This is a genomic window from Mycobacterium angelicum, assembly GCF_002086155.1.
Classification (GTDB): domain Bacteria; phylum Actinomycetota; class Actinomycetes; order Mycobacteriales; family Mycobacteriaceae; genus Mycobacterium; species Mycobacterium angelicum.
This window is the reverse complement of the sequence record NZ_MVHE01000010.1, coordinates 45,119-64,780: the sequence shown is the minus strand read 5'-3', so window position 1 is coordinate 64,780 and position 19,662 is coordinate 45,119. Positions and strand designations below refer to the sequence as shown.

14 protein-coding genes are annotated in these 19,662 nt (G+C 64.7%); 11 read left to right on the top strand and 3 right to left on the bottom strand.

The features are described 5' to 3' along the window. Positions 1–23: 23 nt before the first annotated feature. Positions 24–722, bottom strand: coding sequence for a TetR/AcrR family transcriptional regulator (locus tag BST12_RS09535; protein WP_083112926.1), 699 nt, complete (start codon positions 720–722; stop codon positions 24–26). Positions 723–805: 83 nt separating this feature from the next. On the opposite strand from BST12_RS09535, the gene BST12_RS09530 reads away from it, so the two are divergent. The 8 genes from BST12_RS09530 to BST12_RS09495 all read left to right on the top strand — a co-directional run bounded on the left by BST12_RS09530 (position 806) and on the right by BST12_RS09495 (position 15,696). Continuing rightward, positions 806–2,320 (top strand): carotenoid oxygenase family protein, encoded by a 1,515-nt coding sequence (locus BST12_RS09530; protein WP_083112868.1) that lies wholly within the window; start codon positions 806–808, stop codon positions 2,318–2,320. Positions 2,321–2,438: 118 nt separating this feature from the next. Further along, complete coding sequence (locus BST12_RS09525; RefSeq protein WP_083112867.1) at positions 2,439–3,443, top strand: ABC transporter ATP-binding protein; 1,005 nt, start codon at positions 2,439–2,441, stop codon at positions 3,441–3,443. A 478-nt stretch (positions 3,444–3,921) separates the two neighbouring features. Next, positions 3,922–7,419, top strand: a complete 3,498-nt coding sequence (rpoB, locus tag BST12_RS09520; RefSeq protein WP_139801573.1) for a DNA-directed RNA polymerase subunit beta — start codon at positions 3,922–3,924, stop codon at positions 7,417–7,419. Between the two features lie 39 nt (positions 7,420–7,458). Next, positions 7,459–11,409, top strand: a complete 3,951-nt coding sequence (locus tag BST12_RS09515) for a DNA-directed RNA polymerase subunit beta' (protein WP_083112865.1) — start codon at positions 7,459–7,461, stop codon at positions 11,407–11,409. Between the two features lie 142 nt (positions 11,410–11,551). Next, positions 11,552–12,463, top strand: a complete 912-nt coding sequence (locus BST12_RS09510) for an enoyl-CoA hydratase/isomerase family protein (protein ID WP_342746497.1) — start codon at positions 11,552–11,554, stop codon at positions 12,461–12,463. Position 12,464: 1 nt separating this feature from the next. Next, positions 12,465–13,670: a CaiB/BaiF CoA transferase family protein gene (locus BST12_RS09505; protein ID WP_083112864.1), complete on the top strand. Its 1,206-nt coding sequence runs from the start codon at positions 12,465–12,467 to the stop codon at positions 13,668–13,670. Continuing rightward, positions 13,652–15,091, top strand: a complete 1,440-nt coding sequence (locus BST12_RS09500) for an amidase (protein WP_083112863.1) — start codon at positions 13,652–13,654, stop codon at positions 15,089–15,091. Before BST12_RS09505 ends, BST12_RS09500 begins: the two co-directional genes overlap by 19 nt. Before the next feature lie 89 nt (positions 15,092–15,180). Further along, entirely contained in the window at positions 15,181–15,696 is a 516-nt protein-coding gene (locus BST12_RS09495) for a hypothetical protein (protein WP_139801571.1), read from the top strand. Here the strand turns inward: BST12_RS09495 and BST12_RS09490 are convergent. Then, entirely contained in the window at positions 15,693–16,310 is a 618-nt protein-coding gene (locus BST12_RS09490; protein WP_139801570.1) for a hypothetical protein, read from the bottom strand. The two genes, BST12_RS09495 and BST12_RS09490, sit on opposite strands and share 4 nt — an antisense overlap. Before the next feature lie 737 nt (positions 16,311–17,047). Here BST12_RS09490 and BST12_RS09485 point away from each other — a divergent pair. Continuing rightward, complete coding sequence (locus BST12_RS09485; protein ID WP_139801569.1) at positions 17,048–17,488, top strand: hypothetical protein; 441 nt, start codon at positions 17,048–17,050, stop codon at positions 17,486–17,488. Between the two features lie 163 nt (positions 17,489–17,651). Here BST12_RS09485 and BST12_RS09480 read toward each other — a convergent pair whose 3' ends face one another. Then, on the bottom strand, positions 17,652–17,927 hold the full coding sequence (locus BST12_RS09480; protein ID WP_245850195.1) for a hypothetical protein: 276 nt from the start codon (positions 17,925–17,927) through the stop codon (positions 17,652–17,654). An 85-nt stretch (positions 17,928–18,012) separates the two neighbouring features. Here BST12_RS09480 and BST12_RS09475 point away from each other — a divergent pair, with 85 nt between their 5' ends. Beyond that, complete coding sequence (locus BST12_RS09475; RefSeq protein WP_083112859.1) at positions 18,013–18,768, top strand: deoxyribonuclease IV; 756 nt, start codon at positions 18,013–18,015, stop codon at positions 18,766–18,768. 45 nt (positions 18,769–18,813) lie between these two features. After that, positions 18,814–19,659, top strand: coding sequence for an extracellular catalytic domain type 1 short-chain-length polyhydroxyalkanoate depolymerase (locus BST12_RS09470; protein WP_083112858.1), 846 nt, complete (start codon positions 18,814–18,816; stop codon positions 19,657–19,659). Positions 19,660–19,662 lie beyond the last annotated feature (3 nt).

Genomic DNA, 19,662 nt, shown 5'->3' with positions numbered 1-19,662 from the left:
GGCCCCCGGGGGCTTTCGTGTACTCAACGAGAGCCCGCCGCCGCGCGCAGCGACTCGTGTGCCCGCTCGGGTGAATCGCCCAGGGCCACCAGCAGATTCGTGACCATGGCGGCGCGTACCGGTCCGACGGACGCCGCGTCGTCGTCGCGGATGAAGCCGGCCAGCTCGAGCATCACAAACCCGTGCATGGTCGCCCAGAATTGGCACGCCGTTGCCACCACCGCTGCGTCGGAATCCGCCCCGGCGATCCGGCCCGCCAGCATCGAGCGATGCACCCCGCGCACCACGTGCGCAAAGCTCGCGTGATGCTCCTCGATCTCGGCGATCGACAACGTCAGCACATTGCGGGTCGGTGCATTGATGCCATGCGCGCTGGTGCTGCCGAACATCAGCCGGTACATGTGCGGGTGCTCGATGGCAAAGCGCCGATAGGCGAGGCCGACGGCCAGCAGGTCGGCAACCGGATCGGCGGACTGCGGCACGCTGAGCGCGGCGTCGAATTGCCGCAAACCCTGCTCGGCGACCTCGGCGATCAGCTCGCGCATCCCACCGAAATGGGTGTAGACGGCCATGGTTGAGGTACCGGCGGCGCCGGCCACCTTACGGGTTTGCAGGGCGTCCGGCCCGTGCTCGTGCAGCAGGTTCACGGCCGCATCGAGCATGTCGTCGCGAACGCTGCGCGGGGCCAACGCGGTCGGGTTCGCAGGCGTCTTCCCAGTCATCTCACCAGACATCATTGCCATCTTCTCATCGGCGGCGTACCGTGCCAATAACAGCGTAATAACAATGTTATAGGAGCTCAGCCATGACGGCCACGCATACCGCTGCATCCGCGAACCCCTATCTCGACGGCTTCCTGGCGCCGGTCAGCACCGAAGTAACCGCCACCGATCTGCCGGTCACTGGGCACGTTCCGGACCATCTCGACGGACGCTATCTGCGTAACGGTCCCAACCCGGCCGCCGAGGTGGACACGGCCACCTACCACTGGTTCAGCGGCGACGGAATGGTGCACGGCGTCGCGCTGCAGGACGGCCAGGCGCGCTGGTACCGCAACCGCTGGGTGCGCAGCCAGCCCGTCTGCACTGCGCTCGGCGAGCCGGCGCCGGCACGACTCAACCCGCGCGCGGGCATGCTGTCCCTGGGCGCCAACACCAATGTGCTGACGCACGCCGGACGAACTCTGGCGCTCGTCGAGGGCGGCGTCGCCAACTACGAACTCACCGCTGACCTCGACACCGTCGGAACCTGCGACTTCGACGGCACCCTCACCGGCGGCTACACCGCCCACCCGCACCGCGACCCCCGCACGGGCGAACTGCACGCAGTCTCCTACTCATTCGCCCGCGGGCGCAGCGTGCAGTACTCGGTGATCGACACTCAGGGGCGCGCCCGTCGCACGGTGGACATAGAGGTGAGCGGGTCGCCGATGATGCACGACTTCTCGCTCACCGACAAATATGTGGTGATCTACGACCTGCCGGTGACCTTCGACCCGGTGCAGCTGCTGCCGGTGCAGGTGCCGCGCTGGCTTGGGCTGGCCGGCCAGCTGGTAATGCGGTCGCTGGTCGGGCGCGTGCGGGTACCCGACCCCATCGCCGCGAGAGTCAACCGCAACATCAAGCCGTCCGACCGCATGCCGTATGCCTGGAACTCCGACTACCCGGCCCGGATCGGGGTCATGCCGCGCGAGGGTGGCAACCGGGACATCCGCTGGTTCGACATCGAGCCCTGCTACGTCTACCACCCGCTCAACGCTTACTCCGAGCTGCGTGACGGCGCTCGAGGGAGCTCTGAGGTGCTGGTCCTCGACGTGGTTCGCTATGCGCGGATGTTCGACCGCGACCGGCGCGGCCCCGGCGACACCCCGCCGTCGTTGGACCGCTGGACCATCAATCTGGACACCGGCGCGGTGACCACGCAATGTCATGATGACCGGTCGCAGGAGTTCCCGCGGATCAACGAGACGCTGTTGGGTGGCAAACACCGGTTCGGCTACGCGCTGGGCTTCGACGGCGGCTACTTGTCCGGCGGCGCGTCCGAGATGTCCACCTCGCTGTACAAGTACGACTACGCGACGGGATCCAGCCAAACCGCCGCGCTCGATCCGGCCCTGCTGCTCGGCGAGATGTCATTCGTCCCGAATCCGGAAAGCCGGGCCGAAGACGACGGCGTCCTCATGGGCTACGGCTATCACCGTGAGCAAGACGAAGGCCAGTTGCTGTTGCTGGATGCCCAGAGTCTGGAGCCGGTTGCTACGGTGCATCTGCCACAACGAGTCCCGATGGGCTTCCACGGCAACTGGGCGCCCGCGGGCTAACGGACCAACAGATCGTTACCTCGGCAACCCTGATGTGGGGCCCCACCCGTGCGCTACAGTGACTCAAGCCACAAAAAGGGGCAGGTGGCGGATACGCGCGACGGCGGAAGGATTTCCCATGGGCGTCAGCATCGAGGTCAACGGCCTCACTAAGTCGTTCGGCTCCTCGAGAATCTGGGAAGACGTCACGCTCGAGATCCCCGCCGGGGAGGTCAGCGTGTTGCTGGGCCCCTCGGGTACCGGCAAGTCGGTGTTCCTCAAGTCCCTCATCGGTCTGCTGCGGCCGGAGCGCGGCTCGATCATCATCGACGGCACCGACATCATCGAATGCTCGGCCAAGGAACTGTACGAGATCCGCACGCTGTTCGGTGTGCTGTTCCAGGACGGCGCGCTGTTCGGTTCGATGAACCTCTACGACAACACTGCCTTCCCATTGCGTGAGCACACCAAGAAGAAGGAAAAGGAAATCCGTGACATCGTCATGGAGAAGCTGACCATGGTCGGTCTTGGTGGCGACGAGAAGAAGTTCCCCGGCGAGATCTCCGGCGGTATGCGCAAGCGTGCCGGCCTGGCCCGCGCCCTGGTGCTCGACCCGCAGATCATCCTCTGCGACGAGCCCGACTCGGGTCTGGACCCGGTACGTACCGCCTACCTGAGCCAGCTGATCATGGACATCAACGCCCAGATCGACGCGACCATCCTGATCGTGACGCACAACATCAACATCGCCCGCACGGTGCCCGACAACATGGGCATGTTGTTCCGCAAGCACCTGGTCATGTTCGGGCCCCGCGAAGTGCTGCTGACCAGCGATGAGCCGGTGGTTCGGCAATTCCTCAACGGCCGGCGCATCGGGCCCATCGGCATGTCCGAAGAAAAGGACGAGGCCACCATGGCCGAAGAGCAGGCCGCGCTCGACGCCGGTCAGCACGCCGGCGGTGTGGAGGAAATCGAGGGCGTGCCGCCGCAGATCGTCGCGTCGCCCGGTATGCCGGAGCGCAAGGCGGTCGCCCGCCGTCAGGCCCGGGTCCGCGCGATGCTGCACACGCTGCCCAAGGATGCCCAGGCGGCCATCCTCGACGACCTCGAGGGCACGCACAAGTACCAGTCCCACGAGTTCTAAAAAAACTTCGCTCAGCGTGATTGTGTGGGGGCCCTGACGGTTCAGCGCGCCCGTCACCAGATGATTTTTCGAATAACTCGCAATAACTTGGTGTAACTCGCCGCCCCTCCCCTTGACGCCGGAGCCTAAACGGGTCAATCTGTTGGGCAGCATGTGTCGCACGTGTCCGGGGCGATTCGAGATCGCCAGCCAGCGCCGGTCCCCGAGCACGGCTACCTGTCGTGGGTATTTGAGGAATACGCGCGTCTGCGCTATTGTTGGACGTTGCGCTGGCTACTTCCTGCCCACCTCACCCGCCACTTGACACCGTGGTCCTAGCCTGAGCCCATTTCCAGGCTCAGCTATCGGTTGCGTGCGTGTGATCCGGACAGTTCGTTCGCCGGCCGAACCGATAAATTACCTGCGGCGAACAGGCCCGGCGGGCACCGGCTCCTCATAGGGCTCCCGTTAGTCGCACGAGGTGCTGGAAGGACGCATCTTGGCTGATTTCCGCCAGAGCAAGACAGACGCTAGCCCCCCGCAAAGTTCTTCAAACAGCTCCGTACCGGGAGCGCCCAACCGAGTTTCCTTCGCCAAGCTCCGCGAACCGCTTGAGGTTCCGGGGCTGCTTGACGTTCAGACCGATTCGTTCGAATGGCTGATCGGCTCGCAGCGCTGGCGCGAATCCGCCGCTCGACGCGGCGACGTGAAGCCGGTCGGCGGCCTCGAAGAGGTGCTCTACGAGCTGTCGCCGATCGAGGACTTCTCCGGGTCGATGTCGCTGTCTTTCTCCGACCCCCGTTTTGACGAAGTCAAGGCCCCGGTCGACGAGTGCAAAGACAAGGACATGACGTACGCGGCCCCGCTGTTCGTCACGGCCGAGTTCATCAACAACAACACCGGCGAGATCAAGAGCCAGACGGTGTTCATGGGCGACTTCCCGATGATGACCGAGAAGGGCACCTTCATCATCAACGGGACCGAGCGTGTGGTGGTCAGCCAGCTGGTCCGTTCGCCCGGTGTCTACTTCGACGAGACCATCGACAAGTCCACCGAGAAGATGCTGCACAGCGTCAAGGTGATCCCCAGCCGCGGCGCATGGCTGGAGTTCGACGTCGACAAGCGCGACACCGTTGGTGTGCGTATCGACCGCAAGCGTCGCCAGCCCGTCACCGTGCTACTCAAGGCGCTGGGGTGGACCAGCGAGCAGATCACCGAGCGGTTCGGCTTCTCCGAGATCATGATGTCGACGCTGGAGAAGGACAACACCGTCGGCACCGACGAGGCGCTGCTGGACATCTACCGCAAGCTGCGTCCGGGCGAGCCGCCGACCAAGGAGTCCGCGCAGACCCTGCTGGAGAACCTGTTCTTCAAGGAGAAGCGCTACGACCTGGCCCGCGTTGGCCGCTACAAGGTCAACAAGAAGCTCGGCCTGAACGTCGGCGCACCGATCACCAGCTCCACGCTGACCGAAGAGGACGTGGTCGCCACCATCGAGTACCTGGTCCGCCTGCACGAGGGCCAGACCACGATGACCGTCCCCGGCGGCAGCGAGGTGCCGGTCGAGACCGACGACATCGACCACTTCGGCAACCGCCGGCTGCGCACCGTGGGCGAGTTGATCCAGAACCAGATCCGGGTCGGTATGTCCCGGATGGAGCGCGTCGTGCGCGAGCGGATGACCACCCAGGACGTCGAGGCGATCACGCCGCAGACCCTGATCAACATCCGGCCCGTCGTCGCCGCGATCAAGGAGTTCTTCGGCACCAGCCAGCTCTCGCAGTTCATGGACCAGAACAACCCGCTGTCGGGTCTGACCCACAAGCGCCGTCTCTCGGCGCTGGGGCCGGGCGGGCTGTCCCGTGAGCGTGCCGGGCTGGAGGTCCGTGACGTGCACCCGTCGCACTACGGCCGGATGTGCCCGATCGAGACGCCGGAGGGTCCGAACATCGGTCTGATCGGGTCGCTGTCGGTGTACGCACGGGTCAACCCGTTCGGATTCATCGAGACGCCCTACCGCAAGGTCGTGGACGGAGTCGTTACGGATGAGATCCATTACCTGACCGCCGACGAGGAGGACCGCCACGTCGTGGCGCAGGCCAACTCGCCGATCGACGCCGACGGACGGTTCGTCGAGGGACGCGTTCTGGTCCGCCGCAAGGCGGGCGAGGTCGAGTACGTGCCCTCGTCCGAGGTGGACTACATGGACGTGTCGCCGCGCCAGATGGTGTCGGTGGCCACCGCCATGATTCCTTTCCTCGAGCACGACGACGCCAACCGCGCCCTGATGGGTGCCAACATGCAGCGCCAGGCGGTTCCGCTGGTGCGCAGCGAGGCGCCGCTGGTGGGTACCGGTATGGAGTTGCGCGCGGCCATCGATGCCGGCGACGTCGTCGTGGCCGAGGAGGCGGGCGTCATCGAGGAGGTGTCGGCCGACTACATCACCGTCATGCACGACGCCGGCACCCGGCGCACCTACCGGATGCGCAAGTTCGCCCGGTCCAACCACGGCACCTGCGCCAACCAGTCGCCGATCGTGGATGCCGGTGAGCGTGTCGAGGCCGGCCAGGTGATCGCCGACGGACCCTGCACCGAGAACGGTGAAATGGCGCTGGGCAAGAACCTGCTCGTCGCGATCATGCCGTGGGAGGGCCACAACTACGAGGACGCCATCATCCTCTCCAACCGGCTGGTTGAAGAGGACGTGCTTACCTCGATCCACATCGAAGAGCACGAGATCGACGCCCGCGACACCAAGCTGGGCGCCGAGGAGATCACCCGGGACATCCCGAACGTCTCCGACGAGGTGCTGGCCGACTTGGACGAGCGGGGCATCGTGCGCATCGGCGCCGAGGTTCGCGACGGCGACATCCTGGTCGGCAAGGTGACCCCCAAGGGTGAGACCGAGCTGACCCCGGAGGAGCGGCTGCTGCGGGCCATCTTCGGTGAGAAGGCCCGCGAGGTCCGCGACACCTCACTGAAGGTGCCGCACGGTGAATCCGGCAAGGTGATCGGCATTCGCGTGTTCTCCCGCGAGGACGACGACGAACTGCCCGCCGGCGTCAACGAGCTGGTCCGCGTCTACGTGGCCCAGAAGCGCAAGATCTCCGACGGCGACAAGCTGGCCGGACGCCACGGCAACAAGGGCGTGATCGGCAAGATCCTGCCCGTCGAGGACATGCCGTTCATGCCGGACGGTACCCCGGTGGACATCATCCTGAACACCCACGGCGTGCCGCGACGTATGAACATCGGCCAGATTCTGGAAACTCACCTCGGGTGGGTGGCCAAGGCCGGCTGGAACATCGAGGGTGCCCCCGAGTGGGCGGTCAACCTGCCCGAACAGTTGCGGCACGCGCAGCCGAACCAGATCGTGTCCACTCCGGTGTTCGACGGTGCCAAGGAAGAGGAGCTGCAGGGCCTGCTGTCCTGCACGCTGCCCAACCGCGACGACGATGTGATGGTCGACGCCGACGGCAAGGCGGTGCTGTTCGACGGGCGCAGCGGTGAGCCGTTCCCGTACCCGGTGACGGTTGGCTACATGTACATCATGAAGCTGCACCACCTGGTGGACGACAAGATCCACGCTCGCTCGACCGGTCCGTACTCGATGATCACCCAGCAGCCGCTGGGCGGTAAGGCGCAGTTCGGTGGCCAGCGGTTCGGTGAGATGGAGTGCTGGGCCATGCAGGCCTACGGCGCCGCGTACACGCTGCAGGAGCTCTTGACCATCAAGTCCGACGACACCGTCGGCCGGGTCAAGGTCTACGAGGCGATCGTCAAGGGCGAGAACATCCCGGAGCCGGGCATTCCGGAGTCGTTCAAGGTGCTGCTCAAGGAGCTGCAATCGCTGTGCCTCAACGTCGAGGTGTTGTCGTCCGACGGCGCGGCGATCGAGCTGCGTGAGGGTGAGGACGAAGACCTGGAGCGGGCCGCGGCCAACCTGGGAATCAACTTGTCGCGCAACGAATCCGCCTCTGTCGAGGATCTCGCTTAAGTATTTGGTCACTAAACCCGTTAGGGGAAAGGGAGTTACGTGCTAGACGTCAACTTCTTCGATGAACTCCGTATTGGCCTGGCTACTGCGGAGGACATCAGGCAATGGTCCTACGGCGAGGTCAAGAAGCCGGAGACCATCAACTACCGCACGCTCAAGCCGGAGAAGGACGGCCTGTTCTGCGAGAAGATCTTCGGACCTACTCGGGACTGGGAGTGCTACTGCGGCAAGTACAAGCGGGTGCGCTTCAAGGGCATCATCTGTGAGCGCTGTGGCGTCGAGGTGACCCGCGCCAAGGTGCGCCGTGAACGGATGGGCCACATCGAGCTGGCCGCACCGGTCACCCACATCTGGTACTTCAAGGGTGTGCCGTCGCGGCTGGGCTACCTGCTCGACCTGGCGCCCAAGGACCTGGAAAAGATCATCTACTTCGCGGCATATGTGATCACCGCGGTCGATGACGAGATGCGGCACAATGAGCTGTCGACGCTCGAAGCCGAAATGGTGGTGGAGCGCAAGGGCGTTGAGGACCAGCGCGACGCCGACCTGGAGGCCCGGGCGCAGAAGCTGGAAGCCGACCTGGCCGAGCTGGAGGCGGAGGGCGCCAAGGCCGACGCCAAGCGCAAGGTTCGCGACGGCGGCGAGCGCGAGATGCGTCAGCTGCGCGACCGTGCCCAGCGTGAGCTGGACCGGTTGGAGGACATCTGGACCACCTTCACCAAGCTGGCGCCCAAGCAGCTGATCGTGGACGAGAACCTCTACCGCGAGCTGCAGGACCGCTATGGCGAGTACTTCACCGGCGCCATGGGCGCGGAGTCGATCCAGAAGCTGATCGAGAACTTCGACATCGACGCCGAGGCCGAGACGCTGCGCGAGGTCATCCGAAGTGGCAAGGGGCAGAAGAAACTTCGCGCCCTCAAGCGGTTGAAGGTGGTGGCGGCGTTCCAGCAGTCGGGGAACTCGCCGATGGGCATGGTGCTCGACGCCGTGCCCGTGATCCCGCCGGAACTGCGCCCGATGGTGCAGCTCGATGGCGGCCGCTTCGCCACCTCCGACCTCAACGACCTGTACCGCCGCGTGATCAACCGCAACAACCGGCTCAAGAGGCTGATCGACCTCGGCGCGCCCGAGATCATCGTCAACAACGAGAAGCGGATGCTGCAGGAGTCGGTGGACGCGCTGTTCGACAACGGCCGTCGCGGCCGGCCGGTCACCGGACCGGGCAACCGTCCGCTGAAGTCGCTGTCGGATCTGCTCAAGGGCAAGCAGGGCCGGTTCCGGCAGAACCTACTCGGTAAGCGTGTGGACTACTCGGGCCGTTCGGTCATCGTGGTCGGCCCGCAGCTCAAGCTGCACCAGTGCGGTCTGCCCAAGCTGATGGCGCTGGAGCTCTTCAAGCCGTTCGTGATGAAGCGGCTGGTCGACCTCAACCACGCGCAGAACATCAAGAGCGCCAAGCGGATGGTGGAGCGCCAGCGTCCGCAGGTGTGGGACGTGCTCGAGGAAGTCATCGCGGAGCATCCGGTGCTGCTGAACCGCGCACCAACCCTGCACCGGCTGGGTATCCAGGCCTTCGAGCCAATGCTGGTGGAAGGCAAGGCAATTCAGTTGCACCCGTTGGTGTGTGAGGCGTTCAACGCCGACTTCGACGGTGACCAGATGGCTGTGCACCTGCCGCTGTCCGCGGAGGCGCAGGCCGAGGCTCGCATCCTGATGCTGTCGTCCAACAACATCCTGTCGCCGGCATCCGGCCGCCCGCTGGCCATGCCCCGACTGGACATGGTGACCGGGCTGTACTTCCTGACCACCGAGGTCGCCGGCGAAAAGGGTGAATACGAGCCGGCGGGTAAGGACAGCCCTGAGGCAGGCGTGTATTCCTCGCCGGCCGAAGCGATCATGGCCTCCGACCGTGGTGTGTTGTCGGTGCGCGCCAAGATCAAGGTGCGGCTGACCCAGCTGCGGCCGCCGGCCGAGATCGAGGCCGAGGTGTTCGGCGCCAACGGCTGGCAGCCGGGCGATCCCTGGGTGGCCGAGACCACGCTGGGCCGGGTGCTGTTCAACGAGCTCCTGCCGCTGGGCTATCCGTTCGTGAACAAGCAGATGCACAAGAAGGTGCAGGCCGCGATCATCAACGACCTGGCCGAGCGCTACCCGATGATCGTCGTCGCGCAGACCGTCGACAAGCTCAAGGACGCCGGTTTCTACTGGGCCACCCGTAGTGGTGTCACGGTCTCCATGGCCGACGTGCTGGTGCCGCCCCGTAAGAAGGAGATCCTCGACCACTACGAGGAGCGGGCCGACAAGGTCGAAAAGCAGTTCCAGCGTGGCGCTTTGAACCATGACGAGCGCAACGAGGCGCTGGTGGAGATCTGGAAGGAAGCCACCGACGAGGTCGGTCAGGCGCTGCGGGAGCACTACCCCGCAGACAACCCGATCATCACGATCGTCGATTCGGGCGCCACGGGTAACTTCACCCAGACGCGAACACTGGCCGGCATGAAGGGTCTGGTGACCAACCCGAAGGGTGAGTTCATCCCGCGTCCGGTCAAGTCGTCGTTCCGTGAGGGCCTGACCGTGCTGGAGTACTTCATCAACACCCACGGTGCTCGAAAGGGCTTGGCGGACACCGCATTGCGTACGGCAGACTCGGGCTACCTGACGCGTCGTCTGGTGGACGTGTCCCAGGACGTGATCGTTCGCGAGCACGACTGTCAGACCGAGCGCGGCATCATCGTCGAGCTGGCCGAGCGTCAGCCTGACGGCTCGCTCATCCGTGACCCGTACATCGAAACCTCGGCGTACGCGCGGACTTTGGGTGCCGACGCGGTCGACGAGGCGGGCAATGTCGTCGTCGCGCGTGGTGAAGACCTGGGTGACCCGTCGATCGAAGCCCTGCTGGCTGCGGGCATCACGTCGATCAAGGTGCGTTCGGTGCTCACCTGCACCACCGGCACCGGCGTGTGTGCGACCTGCTACGGGCGGTCGATGGCCACCGGCAAGCTGGTCGACATCGGCGAGGCCGTCGGCATCGTCGCGGCCCAGTCCATCGGTGAGCCGGGCACGCAGCTGACCATGCGTACCTTCCACCAGGGTGGTGTGGGTGAGGACATCACCGGCGGTCTGCCGCGTGTCCAGGAGCTGTTTGAGGCCCGCGTCCCGCGTGGCAAGGCGCCGATTGCGGACGTCACCGGTCGCGTCCGGCTCGAGGACGGTGAGCGCTTCTACAAGATCACCATCGTTCCCGACGACGGCGGCGAGGAAGTGGTCTACGACAAGCTGTCCAAGCGTCAGCGGCTGCGGGTGTTCAAGCACGAGGACGGTTCCGAGCGAGTGCTGTCCGACGGCGACCACGTCGAGGTCGGGCAGCAGCTGATGGAAGGCTCGGCCGACCCGCACGAGGTGCTGCGCGTGCAGGGCCCGCGCGAGGTGCAGATCCACTTGGTCCGCGAGGTCCAGGAGGTGTACCGGGCTCAGGGTGTGTCGATCCACGACAAGCACATCGAGGTGATCGTGCGCCAGATGCTGCGCCGGGTCACCATCATCGACTCGGGTTCGACGGAGTTCCTGCCCGGCTCGCTGATCGACCGTGCGGAGTTCGAGGCGGAGAACCGCCGGGTGGTGGCCGAGGGCGGCGAACCCGCTGCCGGCCGTCCGGTGCTGATGGGTATCACCAAGGCGTCGCTGGCCACCGACTCGTGGTTGAGTGCGGCGTCGTTCCAGGAGACCACGCGAGTGTTGACCGATGCGGCGATCAACTGCCGCAGCGACAAGCTCAACGGTCTGAAGGAGAACGTGATCATCGGCAAGCTGATCCCGGCCGGTACCGGTATCAACCGCTACCGCAACATCCAGGTTCAGCCCACCGAGGAGGCACGCGCCGCGGCGTACACGATCCCGTCCTACGAGGACCAGTACTACAGCCCGGACTTCGGCCAAGCCACCGGTGCCGCGGTTCCGCTGGACGACTATGGGTACAGCGACTATCGGTAGTTAGCTCACGAGAAAGCCCCGGGCCAACCAAAGAGGCCCGGGGCTTTTTCGTGCGCGCCGGCCGCCGCCGTCGTGCCGCCCGCGCGCCGAACGCGCGGCCAGCTTCACGTTCGCGACCGAACGTGCGGCTAGCTTCACGTACGTGCCTAAACTGGCCAGCGTGCCCATCGGTTCGGAATGCGACCAAGACGATCCCTGGGGCGACGGTGACGACCTGCAACAGGCCATACGCCAGTTGTTGCTCGCTGCTCCGCCACTTGAGACGGTCGTCGATCGTGTTGCGCTGCAACGTTATCGGGACGTCGCGATAGTGACGCTGAGTCATCCGCAGGCGCAGAACGCGCTGAACTTGGCGGGCTGGCGTCGGCTCAAGCTGGTATTCGACGGTCTCGCGGGCGAATCCGAGCTGCGAGCAGTCGTGGTTCGTGGCGCGGGGGATGAGGCGTTCGCCGCGGGCGCCGATATCAAGGAGTTTCCGGATACCCGGATGACCGCAGCCGACGCCACCCACTACAACGAGGCCGTGGCCGCCTGCCTCAGGGCGGTGGCCGCGGTTCCCGTTCCGGTGATTGCGGCGATCCACGGGCTGGCCGTCGGCGGCGGTTGCGAGCTGAGCACCGCCTGCGACGTCCGCATCGCGACCGAGGACGCGCGATTCGGCATTCCGATCGGCAAGCTGGGGGTAATCCTCGGGTTCACCGAGGCCGATTCCGTCGCACGGCTCATCGGTCCGGGGGCCCTGAAGTATCTGTTGTTCAGTGGGGAGTTGGTCGGTGTAGCCGACGCCGCGTGCTGGGGGCTGGTCCAAAAGGTCGTCGCCCCAGCGGATTTGGCGGACGCAACGGCACGCCTGGTGAGCCAGATCTGCCGCCAGTCCGCGGTGACCATGCGCGCCTCCAAAGCGGTTGCCGACATGCACGGGCGAGCGCTTACCCCGGCCGATACCGACGCCCTGCTGCGGTTCAATGTCGAGGCCTATGAGGGTGCGGACCTACGCGAAGGCGTGGCGGCCTTCAGTCAGGGCCGCCCACCCAAGTTCGACGGCAGCGGCTGACATGGCGGCGCTGGACGGCGTACGTGTGCTGGACCTGACTCGATACTTGTCTGGTCCCACGCTCACCATGTTGCTCGCGGACTTGGGGGCGGATGTCATCAAGGTGGAGGCACTGCCGGCTGGCGATCCGGCTCGCGAATCTGGGCCATTCCACGGCACCGAGAGCGTCTTCTTCCTCGCGTCCAACCGAAATAAGCGCAGCGTTGCCCTGGATCTGCACACCGCCGAAGGCATGGCGGCATGCCAAGCGCTGATTCGCGATGCCGATGTGTTTGTGCATAACTACAAACCCGGCACCGCCGAAGCCATGGGGCTGGGCGCAGAAGGGCTGCGGGAGCTATATCCGCGGTTGGTGTACGTCTCGGTGAGTGGCTTTGGTCAGCGTCCACCGGGGTCGGCATTGCCTGGGTTCGACCAGACCGCACAAGCGATGTCGGGCTTGATGAGCATCACCGGCACGCCGGAGACCGGGCCGTTGCGGGCAGGTATCGCCGTAACGGACTCGGCGACCGGTGTGTTCGGCGCCATGGGAGTAGTTGCGGCCCTTTATGAACGGGAGCGCACGGGTGTCGGTGCGGTGGTGGAAGCATCGTTGATGCAGTCGATGCTCACCATGCTGTCCTATCAGGCGCAGAAGTACCTCAGTATCGGCGTGGTGCCCGGCCAGGACGGCAACGACCATCCGATCCTGTTTCCGCAGGGCACTTTTAAAACCGGCGATGGCGCGATGACTTTGGCGTGCGGCAGCGACAAAATGTGGCAGCGGCTGTGTGCCGCGCTCGGAACACAGGAATGGACAAAAGAAGAGCGCTTCCTCGACAACAGCGCGCGGATGCAGCATCGCGGTGAGCTGCGCCGACTGATCGAAGGTGTGCTGGCGGCCAAGACGACCAGCGAATGGCTGGAAATCGTTGGCGCATTCGATGTTCCGTGTGGGCCGGTGCTCACGGTTGACCAGGCTTTGGAGCACCCGATCACCGCGGGCCTCGATATGGTCGCCACCGCTCAGCACAGTTCGCTGGGCGCACTGAAACTGCTTGGGCAGTCCATCAATATCGGCGGAGGAGACGAGGGATGGTTGCGATATCCGCCGCCGATGCTTGGCGAGCACACGTCTGAAGTCCTTCGAGAGGCGGGCTATGACGATTCGGATATCGATGCACTGATCGCAAATAAGCAAGCGGTGCAATGGCATTCGACAAAGTAGCCGACCTGTCGCAAGACGGGGGCGAAATCTGGAAGCTCGAGCTCACCGAACTCGCCGGACTTATTCGTACCCGGCAACTCACCTCGGAAGAGGTGACGGACTCGACGTTGCGGCGCATCGAGTCATACGATTCCCGGCTCAAGAGCTATGCGTGCGTCGCCGCGGACGCTGCGTTGCGCGCCGCGCGGGCGGCCGACGCGGACATCGCCGACGGCCGCTACCGTGGTGTGCTACATGGGGTACCGATCGGTGTGAAAGATCTCTGCTACACGGTCGACGCTCTTACCGCGGCCGGCACCACCATCTTTCGGGATTTTCGACCTGACTACGACGCAACGGTTGTCGCGCGGCTGCGCGCCGCCGGCGCGGTGATCATCGGCAAGCTGGCCATGACGGAAGGCGCCTATCTCGGCTATCACCCCAGCCTCCCGACACCGGTCAACCCGTGGGATCCGGACACCTGGGCCGGGGTGTCATCGAGCGGTTGCGGGGTGGCCACCGCGGCGGGATTGTGTTTCGGCTCGGTCGGATCAGACACCGGGGGATCGATCCGGTTTCCGGCCAGCATGTGCGGCGTGACGGGAATCAAACCGACCTGGGGCCGCGTCAGCCGGCACGGAATCGTGGAACTAGCAGCCACTTTCGACCATGTCGGACCTATTGCCCGAAGTGCCCGGGATGCCGCGGCCTTGCTGACGGTTATGGCGGGATCCGACGTCAGCGATCCCACGTCATCGCTGGAGCCGGTACCGGACTACGTGGCTGACCTCGCGCTGCCGCGGCCACCGCGCGTCGGTGTGGACTGGCCGCAGCTGGATTCGTTCGACGGGGACACGAAATCCATGATGGCTGAGGTGGTTACGACGCTGGAGGGTCTTGGATGGCCCGTCGTCGAAGTGGCGCTGCCCGCGCTGGGTCCGATCGTGACCGCGTTCGGGAAATTGCGCGCGGTCGAGACGGCGGTCGCGCATGCCCGTACATATCCGGCGCGTGCCGAGGAGTACGGGCCGACGCTGCGCGCGATCATTGAGGTTGGCCGTGGGCTGAGCGCTGTGGAGTATCAGACGCTGGTCAGGCAGCGTCTCGAATTCACCGGGCGGCTGCGGCGGGTGTTCGAAGACGTGGACATTGTGCTGATGCCCAGCTCCGGAATCGGTTCTCCGACAGTAAAAACCATGCTGCGGCTGGGGCAGGACGCGGAGCTGACCGCCAAGTTGGCGGCACCGACCGCGCCGTTCAATGTCAGTGGTCACCCTGCGATATGCCTGCCCGCCGGAGTCACGCCACGCGGAACACCGCTCGGGGTGCAGTTCATCGGCCGAGAATTCGACGAACAGTTGCTCGTTCGCGCGGGCCACGCATTCCAGCAGAGCACCGCGTTCCACCGCCGGAGGCCAGCGGTGGCTGCATCTCTAGACTGAGCCGCGATGTTCGTCGGCAGGGTGATCCAGAGTTGAAGGGAGGAGGTGAGAGAGCGATGGACGAACCAGGCGTTGTCGAGACTGGTGCGGTGCCCGCCGAAGAGCTGTTGGTTTACCAGGGCGAGGTATTCATCAACTTCCGCAATCACACCTACCAATGGGTGAGTATAAAGCTGTTCGCACTACACGCCGACGCCGATGATGATGCCGTGTTGCAGTTGTTGATTCGTCACGTGCGTTATCGCGCCAGCTACAACGGCACCGGCGACAAAGACATGGAGAACACTCACGGGCCCTACTGGCTACGGGCTATCACGCCGAAATCGTTCTCGCCAGTGTCTGCGACCGATGCCGAACCGTTATTACGAACCTGGGCCGAATACGCGGCGCCGCTACCGGATGCGCGCCGCGACGATATGGAACGCGAGTTGTACCCGCGGATCCGTAGCGCGACTAGTTGCTACTTGTTGCCCGACCTGCGGGACACCGCGCAGCACGACGAAGGATGGGGCTCGTCGGTCGGTTCAGTTACAGGCTTTTTCGAATTCGTATTAATCGATCGGGCCGCCGCGAGTGTCGCATTGGTAGTCGCCAGCGATGACTAGCTCGGCCGGAACTCCTTGAGAACTGTGGCAATGAACCCCTGATACACCGCATCGCTGAGTTGGATGATGTCCTCGGCGAGCCGCGCGCGAGACGCGGCATCGACGAACAGAGTGTGCACAATCAGCCTGCTCGCGTGAAGAGCCTCTGAACCGGCCAGGTAGTGGCTCTGCTGGATCCACACACTTTGATCATCAGTCAGGACGGTACCGCTGCTCCGCATCGCGGCTGTCCGTTCAATTGGAGGCACGGGCAATGCCTTGACGGTGATACCGGTGGCTGCGAGAGCACGTAGCATGCCGTCCGCGTGGTGGAACACGTCATAGAAGACTGGCCAGCCGGTGTAGCCGAATACGCTGATCGAGTCGGCGGCCTCCCACTCGCCATCACCGCGTAGACCGCGTACCGCCATCCGCGCCATTGGCTGTTCTGCGTTGTCGGGCAGCTGAACCAATTGCCACTCCGCGGGAACGCTTAACTGCCGCAACCATTCCGGTATCTCAGCTCCAGATAGCGCGACCACATCTCGAATGTATTCATCGTCGCCCTTCAGTGCATCGACGAGTGAGGATGACGGTAGGCGTTGCCCGTTCGGCGTTGGAGACGATGCGCTCATGGCACGGATGCCTCGCCGCCCTGTCCGCCGGAAAGGATCGTCCACACCAAGACACCCCCGACTACCACCCATCCGAACACTTTCTTGCCTCCTTCGCTGAGGTCGTGGCTAATTTCCGGCAGCAGCGATGAGCTACTTGGCGGTGGAGGCGCCGGGTGGGGCATCAGAGGGTTTGGTTGGTCCGGTTGATCCCACTCAAATAGCGGCGGAGGTTGCACCGGGCCGACTCGAAACCCCGGCGGCGAGGGATCTACTAACCACTGCGGTAGGTCCGTTGGGTCAGTGAACTGCGTCGGGTAAAGCGGGGCTGGGAGAGGATGCCCGGTCTGTGGTGGCGCGGGTGCCATCGGAGGGTGATCAAGCAGCGGCGGAAGTATAGGAGGATCGTCGACAAATGGTAGCGGCAAGTGCACCTTCGGCCCTTGTTTGGCGCCAGGGGGTTTCACTTCGATGACGGGTCCTCCCGAGCCGGAGTTGGGGCGCATTTCGATTACGGTACCGTCCTCGAGCTCTCGTCGCGGGAAGCCAAACGGCGGAACCTCACGGACAGAACCCTTGGTAATCCACTCATAAAACCTTCGTACCTCTTCGGGGGTATCCAGTTCTCGAACGGTCTTGTTTCTGCCGCGGCGCAGTTGCCGCAACACGTCTCGCACGTCGTCCAATGTCTTTGGCGCAGGCCGGCTCTCCCATGGATCGGGCGGACCAGGCGGTGGAGCTGGGTCTCGTTTCCAGTGGTGGTCGACGGCTTGAATCGTGGGTTTTGGCGGCGGCGCGTCAAGCACGGGATTAAGTGGGAAGGCGTCGCGAATCCCGGCGACGGCTGCGGTGACGTTGCCGGCAATTTGCCGGTCGAGGGCGACCAACTGTGCGGCACGCTGGCGGATGTCGGCGGAGAGGGCTTGGGCTTGGGCGTGTCGGGCGGTGCGCTGCGCAGCCGAGCCGCCAACGAGGCGATCGTTAACCGAAAGGTCTTCGTTCACAACGAATTCCGCCGAGTGGGCATCCTCAACCGCGTAACGAATCCGGGAGCGGGCCGCATAGAGGTCCGAGGCCCCGATGCGGGCTACTTTGGCGGCTTCGTGCAGCTGGTCTGCAACCGCGCTGGTCGTCAGCATGTCGGCGTGCGTCGCGCTGCGCAGCGCGTCGGCGGCTTCGCCTTGCCAATCAACCGATAGGGCGTCGCGCCAGACCTGGTTGGCCAGCCCGAAGTTACGTTCGCCGGTGGCCGCCCAGTGGGCGGCTGCTTCGGTTAAGTGTTCGGTGGGCCAGGCCAACAATTCCGACAGGCCCGGAAACCCGGCGACCGCTGACATCGCTACTAGCCGATCACCGGGCGGGTCAGGTCGCCCAGCTGCTCGGCAGAGTGAGCTTCATTGGCGACATAGCCCATACCGGCTTCGGCCACAGCGGTTGCGCGGGTCCCGATCCGCCCGGCCAGCGCTGCCGTAAAAGCAGTATGCCGACGTGGGCGGCAGCGACTGCGGCCGCACTGGCCTGGCTCGACAACCCCAGCCCCACCGGAGCCGATGCTGCCGGTAACTCACCTGCCGAAGCACCCCAACGCCCGGCCATCGCTTGCACACCAGCGTTGTCGATACGCAGTTCTTGCTGCACGCAGCGCAAGTGTAGTTGGACTGTCAGCCAGCGAAAGTCACTCAGCGCGCAGCCTGCGTCGGCGCCACTTACTAAACTGGCTGACGTGCTCATCGGTTCGCATGTCCACCAGGACGATCCCCTGGCCGCCGCCCAAGCAGACGGCGCCGACGTGGTGCAGTTCTTCCTCGGCAACCCGCAGAGCTGGAAGAAACCCAAGCCGCGGGACGACGCCGACAGGCTGAAGGCGTCCACCGTGCCGCTGTACGTCCACGCGCCATATCTCATCAACGTCGCGTCGGCCAACAACCGCATCCGCATTCCATCGCGAAAGATCCTGCAGGACACCTGTGATGCTGCCGCGGAAATCAACGCGACGGCCGTCATCGTGCACGGCGGGCACGCCGACGACGATGACATGGAAGCCGGCTTCGAGCGGTGGGTCAAGGCGCTGCAGTATCTCGAAACCGACGTGCAGGTCTACCTGGAAAACACCGCCGGCGGCGAGCACGCGATGGCCCGTTACTTCGACACCATCGGCCGGCTGTGGGATCACATCGGCGATACCGGCATCGGCTTCTGTCTGGACACCTGCCACGCCTGGGCGGCAGGGGAGCAGCTGATTGACGCCGTCGACCGCATCCGGGCGCTAACCGGACGTATCGATCTGGTGCACTGCAACGACTCCAGAGACGCGGCGGGATCCGGTGCGGACCGGCACGCCAACTTCGGCACCGGTCAGATCGATCCGGAGCTGTTGCTGGCCGTCGTCACCGCCGCCGACGCGCCGGTGATCTGCGAAACCGCCGACGAGGGCCGCAAGGATGACATCGCGTTTCTGCGCGAAGGAACAAGCGGCTGATTTTAAGGCGTGTTCAACCGGGGCCTCGCAGCCTACGGTTAACGCATGCTTCATCGGGTCTTCACCTTCTTGGGCGTTGTACTCGTGCTCGTGGGCTGCGCACACCGGAGCGCGCTGCCACCGGCGGGTTTCGGGACCGGCACCAGCTTCCACACGATTAATGTCGGCGGCGTCGACCGCACCTACCGGCTCTATAAACCCGCTGGCTTGCCCGCGTCGGCGCCGCTGGTCGTCATGCTTCATGGTGGTTTTGGCAGTGCCAAGCAAGCCGAAAGGTCTTACGACTGGGACGAATTGGCCGAGTCGGAGAAATTCGCCGTGGTATATCCGAATGGCTTCCACCGCGCCTGGAACGCCAACGGCGGCGGTTGCTGCGGCAGGTCCGCCCGCGACGGTGTCGATGACGTTGCATTCATCAGCGCGACCGTCGCAGAGATCGCTAAGAACGTCCGCATCGATACCGCCAGGATCTATGCCACCGGGATGAGCAACGGCGCCATCATGTCCTACACGCTGGCGTGCAACACCCAGATTTTCGCCGCGATCGGCCCTGTTTCAGGAACGCAGCTGGATCCGTGCCGGACCCCGCATCCGACGTCCGTCATGCACATACACGGCACCGGGGATCCCCTTGTCCGATACACCGGCGGCCCCGGCGCGGGTATGGCCCATATCAACGGGCCATCTGTTCAGCAGCTGAATGCCTTCTGGCGCAACGTCGACCAGTGCGACGCTCCGTGGGGCAGTACCAACGGTCTGGTCACCACATCGACCGCGGCATGCCCGAACAACCGCAGCGTCGTGCTCGTCACCGTCGACGACGGAGGCCACGAATGGCCCGCGGTGGCCACCCAGATGTTGTGGAAGTTCTTCGCCGCCCATCCGCGGTAGTAT

Excerpts from the sequence above, each read along its gene's own strand:
- BST12_RS09505 (WP_083112864.1), top strand. The coding sequence starts at position 12,465 with ATGGCGGCGCTGGACGGCGTACGTGTGCTGGACCTGACTCGATACTTG.
- BST12_RS09525 (WP_083112867.1), top strand. The coding sequence starts at position 2,439 with ATGGGCGTCAGCATCGAGGTCAACGGCCTCACTAAGTCGTTCGGCTCC.
- BST12_RS09470 (WP_083112858.1), top strand. The coding sequence starts at position 18,814 with ATGCTTCATCGGGTCTTCACCTTCTTGGGCGTTGTACTCGTGCTCGTG.
- BST12_RS09490 (WP_139801570.1), bottom strand. The coding sequence starts at position 16,310 with ATGAGCGCATCGTCTCCAACGCCGAACGGGCAACGCCTACCGTCATCC.
- BST12_RS09535 (WP_083112926.1), bottom strand. The coding sequence starts at position 722 with ATGACTGGGAAGACGCCTGCGAACCCGACCGCGTTGGCCCCGCGCAGC.
- BST12_RS09500 (WP_083112863.1), top strand. The coding sequence starts at position 13,652 with ATGGCATTCGACAAAGTAGCCGACCTGTCGCAAGACGGGGGCGAAATC.
- BST12_RS09530 (WP_083112868.1), top strand. The coding sequence starts at position 806 with ATGACGGCCACGCATACCGCTGCATCCGCGAACCCCTATCTCGACGGC.